General features: G+C 43.3%; 10 protein-coding genes. 8 read left to right on the top strand and 2 right to left on the bottom strand.

Going from position 1 to position 12406, the window contains the following annotated elements; genetic code table 11:
* Positions 1-639, top strand: a complete 639-nt coding sequence (locus FTW16_RS13810) for an OmpA family protein (RefSeq protein WP_146491471.1) — start codon at positions 1-3, stop codon at positions 637-639.
* A 133-nt stretch (positions 640-772) separates the two neighbouring features.
* The gene (locus FTW16_RS13815; RefSeq protein ID WP_146491472.1) at positions 773-1714 is read left to right on the top strand and encodes a sensor domain-containing diguanylate cyclase; all 942 of its coding nucleotides are present in this window, start codon (positions 773-775) and stop codon (positions 1712-1714) included.
* A gap of 70 nt (positions 1715-1784) precedes the next feature.
* Here the strand turns inward: FTW16_RS13815 and FTW16_RS13820 are convergent, their stop codons facing one another.
* A complete protein-coding gene (locus FTW16_RS13820; RefSeq protein ID WP_146491473.1) occupies positions 1785-3044 on the bottom strand; it encodes an adenylosuccinate synthase in 1260 nt (419 codons plus the stop codon).
* Between the two features lie 215 nt (positions 3045-3259).
* Here FTW16_RS13820 and FTW16_RS13825 point away from each other — a divergent pair, with 215 nt between their 5' ends.
* Together FTW16_RS13825 and FTW16_RS13830 are read left to right on the top strand one after the other, a co-directional pair.
* A complete protein-coding gene (locus FTW16_RS13825) occupies positions 3260-4132 on the top strand; it encodes a LysR family transcriptional regulator (RefSeq protein WP_146491474.1) in 873 nt (290 codons plus the stop codon).
* Positions 4133-4324: 192 nt separating this feature from the next.
* On the top strand, positions 4325-5239 hold the full coding sequence (locus FTW16_RS13830) for a LysR family transcriptional regulator (protein WP_146491475.1): 915 nt from the start codon (positions 4325-4327) through the stop codon (positions 5237-5239).
* A gap of 46 nt (positions 5240-5285) precedes the next feature.
* Here FTW16_RS13830 and FTW16_RS13835 read toward each other — a convergent pair whose 3' ends face one another.
* Positions 5286-6803, bottom strand: coding sequence for an arylsulfatase (locus FTW16_RS13835; RefSeq protein WP_186728072.1), 1518 nt, complete (start codon positions 6801-6803; stop codon positions 5286-5288).
* Positions 6804-7176: 373 nt separating this feature from the next.
* Here FTW16_RS13835 and dmeF point away from each other — a divergent pair, with 373 nt between their 5' ends.
* The 4 genes from dmeF (at position 7177) to FTW16_RS13860 (ending at position 12147) form a co-directional block, all read left to right on the top strand.
* The gene (gene dmeF, locus FTW16_RS13840) at positions 7177-8169 is read left to right on the top strand and encodes a CDF family Co(II)/Ni(II) efflux transporter DmeF (protein WP_146491477.1); all 993 of its coding nucleotides are present in this window, start codon (positions 7177-7179) and stop codon (positions 8167-8169) included.
* A complete protein-coding gene (locus FTW16_RS13845; RefSeq protein ID WP_146491478.1) occupies positions 8147-8563 on the top strand; it encodes a MarR family winged helix-turn-helix transcriptional regulator in 417 nt (138 codons plus the stop codon). Before dmeF ends, FTW16_RS13845 begins: the two co-directional genes overlap by 23 nt.
* A 618-nt stretch (positions 8564-9181) precedes the next feature.
* On the top strand, positions 9182-10906 hold the full coding sequence (locus tag FTW16_RS13855; protein WP_146491571.1) for a methyl-accepting chemotaxis protein: 1725 nt from the start codon (positions 9182-9184) through the stop codon (positions 10904-10906).
* Positions 10907-11148: 242 nt separating this feature from the next.
* Positions 11149-12147 carry a DHH family phosphoesterase gene (locus tag FTW16_RS13860; protein WP_146491479.1) on the top strand — a complete coding sequence of 333 codons (999 nt, stop codon included), beginning with the start codon at positions 11149-11151 and terminating at the stop codon, positions 12145-12147.
* The last annotated feature ends 259 nt before the right edge of the window (positions 12148-12406 follow it).

A 12406-nucleotide genomic window follows, 5' to 3' on the forward strand; every position in this document is an offset into this window, starting at 1 on the left:
ATGAAAAAGTTAATGATCGGTTCAATCGTCATATCGACATTGCAATTTAGCCTTATCGCCAATGCAAAAGAAGGCATCAGTGTTTATTGCGATACTTTGTTCAGTGAGTATCAACACAGTGTCACGGTTGATGATGTCGTTGGTATCGCACAACACAGGCAGGGCTTTCTACAAATAGAGCAGTCGTCTGACAGCAGTGAGCTAAAACAAGCGTTAGCTGGTCAATCCAATCTAGGTATGAACCAGTCAGGATGTAAGACTTGGATCAGTAACCAAGAGCGTCAAGGCTTATTGGCTCGCCTTCATTTTGGTTTTGACCAACACAACTTAACGCCGATGGGCAGTAAAGCATTGAGCCAACTCGCAGGCGAGTTAAAGACTAACAGCAGCGCGATTACGGTGGATGGCCACACTGACAGCACTGGCGAAGCAGGTTACAACCAAGCGTTAGGGCTTCAAAGAGCGCTGACTACGTCGGACGGTTTAATCGCGGATGGTGTCGAGAAAAATCGCCTTGTGATTCGTTCGTTTGGTGAAAGTGAACCGATCGCGTCTAACGCAACGCCAGAGGGTAGAGCGAAGAATCGACGCTCAGAAATTTGGGCCTCTACGAATGATGCTTCTGAATTAGAAAATTAGGATGTAGGGCTTGGTTGTTGCTGAGTGGTAGGCAATAATAACCGCCCTAGATGATAGCTCTCGGGATTTTTGTTACAACGTATACTAATGAATGTTCGATTAAGTTTAACTGTCTGATACTAAAGAAATATAAATGCTTTTTGATAAGTTCTCTTCTGAAGGGATGCAAAGAAATATCGATGTCGATACTTGGGTATCTATATTGGATAACATACGAGACATAATGGACGCATCGAATGCGGGCATCATCATGATCTCTGATTTGAGTTGCTCTGGTTCTGAGAGCGTGTGGAGCTCCTCAAACATATCGTGTAACCAACATAAGAGCAAAATTAGCCTCTTTTGTGAGTATGTACATAACGAAAATCGCACGGTTTATTTGAGTGGTCATGCTGGTGGTGATTCCGTTTCTGCGAATGGGGCGGATGCCTATAAGTCGTTTTGCGGCGTCCCGGTAAGAGATATCGATGGCGAAGTGTTTGCGGTGCTCTTGGTTTTTGATTTAAGCCCAACAGCGTATACAGAGAGCCAAGTTAGCTTGATTGAAAACATATCGACTCTATTGCGTTCTGAAATTTTGTTAAAAGAAGAGAGCAGGATTTTATACAAAAACAGTCACTTTGATATCATGACGACGCTGCTTAATCGAAGGGGCTTTTTCCATGAATTCAACAAAGCAAACATCAGCGATGGAGAGATCGTTTGTTTGTATTTTGATTTGGATAACCTGAAATATATCAATGATACGTATGGCCACTTCAAAGGTGATGATTACATATCTGGCTTTGCGTCATGTATTAAAAACAATTCAAAGTACAACACTATATCGGCCAGAGTCGGTGGTGATGAATTCATCGTCGTCATACACTCAGAAGAGCCTGGGTATGCTCGTGAATTGGTCAAAAAAATTCACGCTGAATTTCATGATTTCATTAAAAGTTTTCATTGTGATGATGAGGTGCCACTCGGTTTTTCATATGGTTGTGGTATCGCTGACTCTCGGAACTTCAATATCATTAATTTAATAAAGTCGTCCGATGAAAACATGTACCTCAATAAAAAAAATAAGATTTAGCCGTTTGTGACAGACGTAAAAAAGCCCACTGAATGTGGGCTTTGATGTAGATGTTGTACCGTCTTCTTAACTAAGCTCGAATGATCATTTGCTCGCGTTCAGGACCTACCGATACCATTACAATTGGCACGCCCATCAACTCTTCGATACGAGTTACATAATCTTGTGCTGCTTGAGGAAGGCTCTCAAACGTGCGGCAACCCGTGATGTCTTCATCCCAACCTGCCATATCTTCATAAACAGGTTTTAGCTCGGCAGTTTGCGGCCAAATTGGGTTCTCTGTATGTTCACCTGAGTAAGCCGTACAGATCTTAAGTTCAGATAAACCAGACAAGCAATCAATCTTAGTCAGTGCGATCTCAGTCGCGGCTTGCAGGTCAACACCGTTGCGAGTTGCTACTGCGTCGAAGTAACCCATATCACGTGGACGACCTGTTGTTGCACCGTATTCGTTAGAGCTTTCGCGGAAGCTGTCTTGCTCTTCCATTGCCGTAACAAGCGTGCCAGTACCCACTGATGAGCTGAATGACTTAGCAACGGCAATAACGCGCTCAGGACGAAGGGCTGGTAAGCCACTACCGATACCTGCGTAAGCTGCAGTTACATTAGAAGAGGTCGTCCATGGGTATTCACCGTAGACAAGGTCACGACCTGCACCTAATTGAGCTTCAAATAGTAAGTTTGCGTCTTGTGATTGAAGTGCTTTAAGCGGTTCAGTCACGTTGCAAATGAACGGACGCCAAGCTTTGGTCACTTCAAGTAGCCACTCTGTCATTTCAGAAGCGGTTTGAGTGAAGTCACATTGAGGGTATAGCGCTTTGAGCTGAGGCATCTTCCAATCAAGCAGGAACTGAATGCGCTGCTCTAAAATCTCAGGTTGATTCAACCAACCCACAAGAATGCCTTTCTTCATTACACGGTCGCCGTACGCTGGCGCAATACCTTGACGTGTTGAACCGTAAGCACTATCGCCTAAACGTTCTTCTTCAAGCGTATCTTCAAGGGCGTGTAAAGGTAGACACAGTGTCGCACGGTCTGAAATCGCCATTTTCACTTTGATGCCAGCCGCTTGTACTTCTGCAATCTCTTCAGTTAGCGCAGCAGGGCTGATCACCATGCCAGGGCCAAGAACCGCCGTACAATCAGGATTAAAAATACCACTAGGGAGTTGGTGCAGTTTGAATGTACCGAAGTCATTTACCACAGTATGACCTGCATTGTTTCCGCCTTGAAAGCGAATGCTAGCAGAAGCTTGGTCTGCTAAAAAATCAACGATACGGCCTTTGCCTTCGTCGCCCCAGTTTGCGCCTACAACAACAATAGATGGCATAATTTTTCTCCTGACTGATTGAGAAATCATGTTAGTCCTGCAAAAAGAATAAGAGAAATTAATTATCTTTATTATCTTGATAAGGATTCCATATGTCCTTAAGGTCTTAACCTACAAGCAAGATTCCCTATCACGTTCGTCCCTCACTGTAGGGAATGACGGAAGGGGCATTCTTCATTTTTAGGGAATGATATAAGTGACACGAGAGAGAGGACATGATGCTCGATATTAATTTGTTGAAGACGTTTGTGACGCTTGCGGAGTACAAGCATTTTGGGAAAGCGGCAAATGCGCTTCATATGACACAGCCCAATGCGAGTTTGCACCTGAAACAATTAGAGCAACAAACACGTATAAAGTTGATAGAGAGAAGCCCATTTCAATTGACTCAAGCGGGTGAGCGGCTATTGGAAACAAGCCAAAGAACGCTACTCGAACTGCAGATTTGTCAGGCCGATCTCAATGCCATCAACGACCTTAAAATAGGGACGTTAACCATTGCTGTGAGTGACATCATTTCTCGATTCTTGTTGATTCGTCCGTTCCAGAAGTTCAAAGCGCAGTATCCCGGTATTGACCTTACGCTATTGAATACCACCTCATCTCAGGCATCGAGTTTAGTTAAAAATGCTCAAGCGGATATTGGTTTTGTTATCGCCAAAGAACAGCACAACGAGTCACTCTATTTCACTAAGCTGCAAGAGCTTTCTTGGTGTGCGCTTGGCGATGGGTTTGATATCCAAGACTCAGGTGCAGAGCTCTCTTTGATTTTACTTGGCCACGATACGAGAACGCGTGATTTCATTGATGAGGGTTTACCAAGCCTTAATCTACCAAGTTATAGGGTGATGGAAGTAGGGAGTGTTGACGCTCAAATCGACTGGGCAGAAGCGGGTTTTGGTGTGGCTATTGTCCCCGAGTTTGCGGTATCAACTAAGCCTCACCTGAATTCAAAAGTGACACCATTGATCAACTTCTCGAGCACCAGCCTCGGTTATATTGTTAGGCAGAACCAAGTGTTGTCGAAAGCGACCAAGCAGTTGTTAGGCTGGGTGAATGATGAGATTACCCTGTTGCAAAACCAATAATTCCATCTCTCAATTAGATCTATCTAGGCCCGCCGCGTGTGGGCTTTTGTGTTCTGTTAATCATAGTTTTCTAGCATGCTAATTCGTAGGTGACTTCCCAAAATAAAAGGCGCGTTAATGAAGTGCTTGGTTGATTCGGTATAATTCAATGATATGAACGTTACTTTAGTACGCTAGTTTGGTAAATAGAACATGAAAAACACCGATTTTAGTCTGATCCCGTATTTTGTTGTCATGATGGAAGAGCTCTCTATCTCGAATACCGCGAAACGTTTTGGCGTTACTCAACCCGCAATTAGTAAGGCGCTTAACCGACTAAAAGAAACCTATGATGATCCGTTGTTTGTGAAAACAAAGGAAGGCTATAGACCGAGCAGCTTTTGTTATGACATCTATCCCCAGATAAAACAGGCTTATGATGCCTTTGAGTCGACTTTTCCAAGTAAGCGAAAGTTCGACCCAACAAAAATTGAAAGGTCGTTTAATGTCGCTTGTATTAGTGGTGCGACTTATTCATTGATGAAGCGTGTATCGGATGTTCTTTACGCAGAAACGCCAGACATCGGTCTACATGTTGATCCTTACTACACCGCAGACATCATTCTTGATCTGCGCCAACACCGCTATGATTTGTGCATAGTTCATACACCGATAAATGACCCCGCAATGGAGTGTATTCAGCTCTCGAATGAACGCATGGTGGTGGCTTATGATAAAAACCATCCTAGATTAGGGGGCGAGATTACATTGGAAGAATACCTTGCAGAGAAGCATGTTCTTCATAGTATGTGGGATACCAAAGAGTCACCATTAACTAAAACCAGCAAATATGCGAAGAATAGAAAAGTTGCGCGAAAGGCGCCCGGACCTTTTGAAATGCTTGATATGGTCAGAGGGACGGATTGGCTTTGTATTAGTCAGGAATCGATAATTGAAAGGTTTGGTCTGATGGATGATTTTAAGTTATCACCGTTACCATTTGAATCAGACCTTGGGACTGAGTATCTGGTGTGGCACAAGAGTCGCAATGCAGATATGGCCCATTCATGGTTTAGAAAAAAGATTATTGATGCCTCACAAAAAAAGCCCCAGTGGGGCTTTAACTAGTCGTTATCTTTAGTCGCGGCAGCTTGACTATTTAGCCATTGCTTCGCTATTGCGCGTTTTGTGCTTGCATCTGCTGAATTAGCTTTTGCATTTTCAGCGTGTTGTAATTGATGTTTGCCGCGCTGAAGCCTTGGCCTTGTTGCATTGGGTAATCGTTTAGAGACCCCATGAACTTAATCACTTCTTGAGACATGGGTACGAATAACCACATATTGTCTACCATCCAACGAGTGTACATACCTGACTCTTTAGCCGCTGTTTCAAACGGGTCCATACGTAGGTTCGTAATTGAAGCCCAAGCCGGAACTTCACGAATAGCTGACTGCATGGTGCCTTCCATCATCGCAAAGCTTGCTTTCCAGTCGTTCCAACGAAGCGCGTTGAAGTCACCGTTTCCAGAGAAGTAGAAGATAGTTTCACGAGGTGATTTTTCAGTTTTACCTTCAAAGTATGGCATGAAGTTTGAGCCATCTAAGTGAACACGCCAATCTTTATTGTTGAGTGAAACACCTTCTTTAAGGTCGTCAACGATAGAGTCGTTACCTGCTGCTGCAGCCAGTGTAGGTAACCAGTCCTCTTGAGACATTAGCGCGTTAACCGCAGAACCAGGTTTGATCACACCTGGCCATTTAACGATTTGTGGAACACGCATACCACCTTCGTAAGTTGTTCCTTTTTCACCGTGGAAAGGAGAAGTACCGCCGTCAGGCCATGTAAACTTCTCTGCTCCATTATCGGTAGAAAGGATAACAATAGTGTTGTCAGCAACTTCTAAGCGTTCAAGAGTATCAAGCAATGCGCCGACATTGTCGTCTAGTTGAACCATACCATCAGCGTAGATGCCTTGACCAGAAATGCCGCTGTAATGTTCGTTCAGACGAGTCCAAACGTGCATGCGAGTAGAGTTGTACCAGATAAAGAAAGGCTTATCTTCTTTTACTGATTTCTCCATGAACGTGATGGCTGCTTCGGTAAAGTCCTCATCGATGTTTTCCATACGAGCACGAGTCAGTGGACCTGTATCTTCAATTTTGCCATCAGAGGTTGCTTTGATAACGCCACGAGGCCCGTAGTTTTTTCTGAAATCTGGGTCTTTTGGGTAAAAGTAGGTTTCTGGCTCTTCTTCCGCGTTTAAGTGGTAAAGGTTACCAAAAAACTCATCAAAGCCATGGTTGGTAGGAAGGTGTTTGTCTTGATCGCCTAAGTGGTTTTTACCGAATTGTGCAGTCGCGTAACCTTCTTCTTTAAGAGCGTCACCAATGGTAGGCGCCCAGTCAGGAATACCGTGCGCAGAACCTGGCATACCGATAGTAAGTAGGCCAGTACGGAATGGGTGTTGACCGGTAACGAACGCAGAACGACCAGCCGTACAAGATTGTTGCGCGTACATATCCGTAAAAATAGCACCCTCATTAGCAATACGGTCGATGTTAGGCGTTTCGTAGCCCATCATTCCACGGTTGTATGCACTAGTGTTGTAATAACCAAGATCATCTGCCCAGATAGCAAGAATGTTCGGTTGGTCCGCTGCAGCAACGCCTTGAGCAACGCTGAGCGCACCCATTGTTAACACCGTTCTGGTTAATTTAGTCAAGGTAATGTCCTTTCTTTAGTTTCTATTTGTTTAAAAAGAAAATACCAATTTTGCATTAACTCGGAGGACTACTGCGTATGAATTCTGGTTACTTAAAAGAAAAGTGGAGCCGTGATCAGGCCTAGTGTTTTACTCAAAATCAGAGACCTGACCCAGAGTTATTTTTTGATTAAGTGCGCATTAATCATTTTCGTTCCATTTCGAAAACCAAATTCGTCGTTGACAAGGTTTGATAATCAAACTAAATTTCAATGAATTACTTTGATGATCAAATTACTTGTTAATCAAAGTTATCTTAATAAGAAAGATCGTCTAACTACTAACACAATCTAAGGACGCCATTTTGAGTTTTCCAACACGTCATCAACACAACTTCTCTTCACACAATCAACAAGGTGAAAAACGCACTTTCTACGTTCTCTTGTTAACCGTCATCACCATGGTTGTCGAGATTATTGCAGGTACTATTTACGGTTCTATGGCGTTACTTGCTGATGGTTGGCACATGGGAACGCATGCTGCAGCGTTTGGTATCACCTTGTTCGCCTACCGTTATGCGAAGAAGCATGCTGACAGTGAACGTTTCTCTTTCGGTACGGGCAAAGTCAGCGTATTAGGCGGGTACACCAGCGCGATTGCATTGGGTATTGTGGCGTTGTTGATGCTGGTGGAGTCAGTACATCGCTTGTTCAACCCACAGGCTATTCAGTTTAATGAAGCGATTATTGTTGCGTGTATTGGTTTGACAGTGAATGTCGTGAGTATGTTTTTGCTAGGGGATCATCATGACCACGGACATGATCATGGACACGAACACTCTCATTCTGAACATAAGGGACACAACCACAATCATCAACATGAAGGGCATCAAGAACACACTGAGCACAAAGGGCACCATCACGATCACAACTTGCGTGCGGCCTACATGCACGTCTTGGCCGATACATTGACTTCTCTGTTGGCGATTGTTGCTCTGCTATTTGGTAAGTTTTACGGTTGGAACTGGTTGGATGCCGCAATGGGTATGGTTGGTGCGGTTGTGATTGCCAAATGGACAATGAACCTCATGAAACAGACAAGTCCAATCTTACTCGATCAGAATATTGACGATGAGTACCGTAACGGCATAACTGAAGCTTTAGCTCCTTATGCAGCCGTAACCGACTTACATATGTGGAAGGTGAGTGGGCATCACTACTCAGCGGCGATTACTCTTGAATCAAACAGCGACAGAAGCGTCTCTGAATATAAACAAATGCTCGCCAAGTTTGATAAGATTAATCATCTTACTCTCGAAGTGCACTCAACCGACCATGCAAAATATAGAACAGCTTAACCAAATACTGACTGAGTTCTACGATAAAATGTCTTCGTGGGAGCAGTCTGTTGTCAAAGAGACGGGTTACTCCCTGGCTCAAGTACACACCATTGAAGTACTTGGTATGCATGGCGCGTTAAGAATGAAAGAGCTCGCTGAAAAGTTGGGTATCACCACGGGTACACTTACCGTTCAAATCGAAAAGTTGGTTAAAGCAGAATTGATTGAACGCCATCAACACCCAACCGACCGCCGAGCAATTGTGGTTGCTTTAACTAATGAAGGCCAAAAAATCCACGTTCATCATAACCAACTCCACTTGAATTTGGTTAATGAGTTGACGCAAGACATCGAAGAAGACGAGAAAGTGGTGTTATTGAAGTGCCTAACCAAGATGGTAAAAGCGTTTTAGTTAAGTTCGCATCCTAACTTATTAGCGGCAAAGCGATTGATTAAGAAATCCAAAAATGGACCTGACTCGAATTAAGTCGGTCCATTTTTTCTCGCCGTTTACGCTCGACAGTACAATCACCAATCGATGGATTCACAGTTTAAAAAAACAAGTCAAAATCTCCAATATTGCGCTTCGCTCTTGCTCCTTTTATGAGCCAAAAAAACGTCATTTCTAACCCTTCGGTCAATAATAGTCCAAAGTGTTTTAATTCAAAGTCTTATATAGCGGGGTGTTCAGGCCTTCACGCTCCGTCAAATAGCTGTCTCTCACTTTTATCATTCAACTAATGTACATGTATTCAATTTGTGTTATTGATGCATTTATCTTTAGTGGGAAGAATCATTCTCTGTTTGAATACCATTGAGAATGTCACTGCTGGTGGACTAAACAGTCGCTAGGTTTAGTGCTCATTACTGATACAAAAACCATAACCATAACAATAACCAGGTCGCACGAGTTGTATTCCATGCTTCGATGCGATCAATTAGATACTCATAGTTAATTTAGTAAAGACGAGCCACGTATATGAATATAAAGAAAAAGCTCTATTCGTTGGGGATGTTCTCCATCTTCGGTATGATTTCATTGCTGTTTACCACATCACAATTCGCAGACACCACCGCTCAAATGAGCGAAGCTAAACAAATTACCAAAGAACTTGAAGTACGATTGCTCAACCTTCGCCGAAACGAGAAAGATTTCTTACTGCGTAGCGATATGAAGTACCTCGATAAGTTCGACGTAAACTACAATAAATTCTTAGCGTCTGAATCTGAGCTCAATGCGGTGCTCAGTGATTTAGGTTTAGCCAACAGTACACACCTACGTGAAGACATCGAAACCTACCACACAAGCTTTGTTAACTTAGTAAAAGCGAGTGAAGTCTATGGGTTAGCGCGAGACAAAGGCTTGCTAGGCGAGTTTCATGTTTTGCTCGATGACATTAGCGCGACAGCCAGTGCTGAACAAAAAATCGAGCTTTACCTGTTTAATGACTTAATTGAGAAGGGGAAGTTTGACCCGAGTGTTCTTTCTATAACTTCGAATATGATTAGCTCAGCTGCTTTGATAGATGCTGCTCGTCAAGTGGTTGAACAGAAGCGAGTGATTGGCTTGAAGCACAACGAAGGTCTGCTAGGCGAAGCCCGCTCTGGTTCACACGCTATCGAAACTCAGTTTAAAGAGTTTTCCGCTGTATTAGACCAAGAAACCCAACAAGAGATGGACAAACTATCGCTGATCAACAACATCCTTTGCGTCACGCTACTCGTGTCGATCATTCTGTTCAGTTGGTTAATTGTCCGTTCTATTATCGGCAAGATTGAGTCACTGCTTTCGGTGATTCGCAACATCGTTGATTCTAACGACGTGTCTATTCGTTCGCACCTTGATGGCAAAGACGAACTCGGCACTTTAGGCCAATACTTCAACCAATTGCTTGATCAGCTAGAAGGCTTGATCGCGGCATCTCAATCTAAGTCACAGCAACTGACACAAAGCACGTCGAACATGCATGACGAGCTAGAGTCAGTAATCAAACAGTTTGAAGTGCAAGCTAACCATACCTCAACCATGACAACCTCAGTGCAAGAGATGGTACTCACCATTGGCGAGATCTCTGAAAGTACATCGGTTGCAGCGGAAGGTGTACATCAAGCGAAAGTGAATGCCGATAAAGGACGTGAAGTGGTGGTTGAAACCATCAGCAACATCACCCAGTTATCTGAACGCCTTTCAAGCAGCCAAGATTCGATCAGTTCACTGAACCATCATGTTGATCAAATCGGCGATGCAGTAAACATCATCCAAGGCATTGCAGAACAAACCAACTTATTGGCATTGAACGCAGCGATTGAAGCAGCACGTGCCGGTGAACAAGGTCGTGGCTTTGCGGTGGTTGCCGATGAAGTTCGAGCGCTGGCAAGCAGAACGCACCAATCAACGACTGAAATTACCAGTGTAGTAACGGCAATTCAGAGCCAAATGAATGCTTCGATGACAGAAATTGGTGAGTGCAATCAACAAGGTCAATTAACACTAAAAGATTCAGAAGAACTTGATGCAAGCCTACAGCTCATCCTAAGCGACATGGAAAGCATTCAAGGCAACTCTGAACGTATTGCTTCTGCAATTGAAGAGCAGGGCGCTGTTATGGCACAAGTGAGTGATTCAATCACAGAACTTAATACCATTTCTAACGATAACAACGTGTCAGCGCAGCATTGCTTGGTAGAAGTCGATAAAGTCGCAGAGCAAGCCCATGAGATGGATAAAGCAGTCGCGCAGTTTAAGACATCTTAGAACCAACCTAGTTGCATTAAAGAAGTGCAGCCAAACAACACAAGCGAAAGGCGCGGATTATCTGCGCCTTTTTTGTGCCTAATGGATAGGCAAGTTCATGAATAGATAGAAATAAGAATAAGGCATTCCAAAATAGACTTAAGTATCTGTGAAATATAACTAAAATAATGACAGACTATCGAATAAACGAACGAATTGGCCCGTTTCTGACAATCGGTTAAATCTATAGGAAGAGGAACAACATGCACTACGACGTATTCAATGGAGATGCAGACGGCATCATCGCTTTACTGCAACTTCGCTTAAACGAGCCTAAAGAAAGTGTACTGATCACTGGTGTAAAGCGTGATATCAAGTTGGTCTCTCAAGTGGTTTCTAAACTCGCTGAGCAGGGTGAACAAGGAGAGGTTTCGTCTGTTACGGTCCTAGATGTGTCGATGGAGAAGAATCTACCGGCACTACACTCGCTACTCGATGCTAATATTGATGTGTTCTATTGCGATCACCATCGTACGGGAGACATACCGCAGTCTAAGTTTCTTAAGACGTTGGTTAATACGGCGCCTGAATGTTGCACCAGCTTGTTGATCAATCAAAAGTTAAAAGGTGAATATGTTGCGTGGGCAATCGCGGCGGCATTTGGTGATAATTTAAAAGCGGTAGCTTCACAATTAGCGTTAGAAAATGGCTTTGACCAATCTCAAACTGATTTCTTAGAAGAGTTGGGTACTCTAGTTAATTACAACGGCTACGGCTCGTCACTCAGTGATTTGCATTTCACGCCAATTGAGCTCTACCAAACCCTTTATCAATACCCGAACCCATTTGACCTTTTAGATGATAAAAACTCTGTGTTTTATCGACTACGAACTGCCTATCAAAATGATCGCCAGCAGCTATCAAACCTTGTTCCTGTTTATGAAAGTGAAGTCGCACGTGTGTTTGAACTGCCAGGTGAGACTTGGGCAAGGCGCATCGGTGGCGTATTTGGTAATGAAATCGTCAATCAAGATCCAAACCGAGCGCAAGCAGTATTAACGAAAAACAAAGATGGAAAGTCTTACACGGTGAGTTTACGGGCACCATTATCAAACAGAATAGGCGCGGACGAAATTTGCTCAAGTTTTGCAACTGGTGGAGGAAGAAAAGCAGCGGCTGGAATTAATCAACTTAATGAACTTGATAAGGTGAATTTTATTTCACTATTGGACGCATATTATTCATCTGGTACTGAGGGTTAACTGAAAAATTCCTGAGGTATACATCCAAAATTCCACAAATTTTCACTCCTATATTCCGTTATACGTGTGTATCTCTAGCACATGTATGACGATTATATCCAAGCTATTTTAGTGATGTCACTCGCAATGGTATCTGGTCTGAGGTCAGTGATTACGGCATGTTTGGGGTGATTTTTGCCGATTTAAAGTTCGTTTTTTCCTATTGGTTATTTTTTATGTTTTTGGTTAATTATCTTAGTGAATTAAGGTTGATTAAATA

The organism is Vibrio sp. T20 (assembly GCF_007858795.1).
Taxonomy (GTDB): Bacteria; Pseudomonadota; Gammaproteobacteria; order Enterobacterales; family Vibrionaceae; genus Vibrio; species Vibrio satsumensis.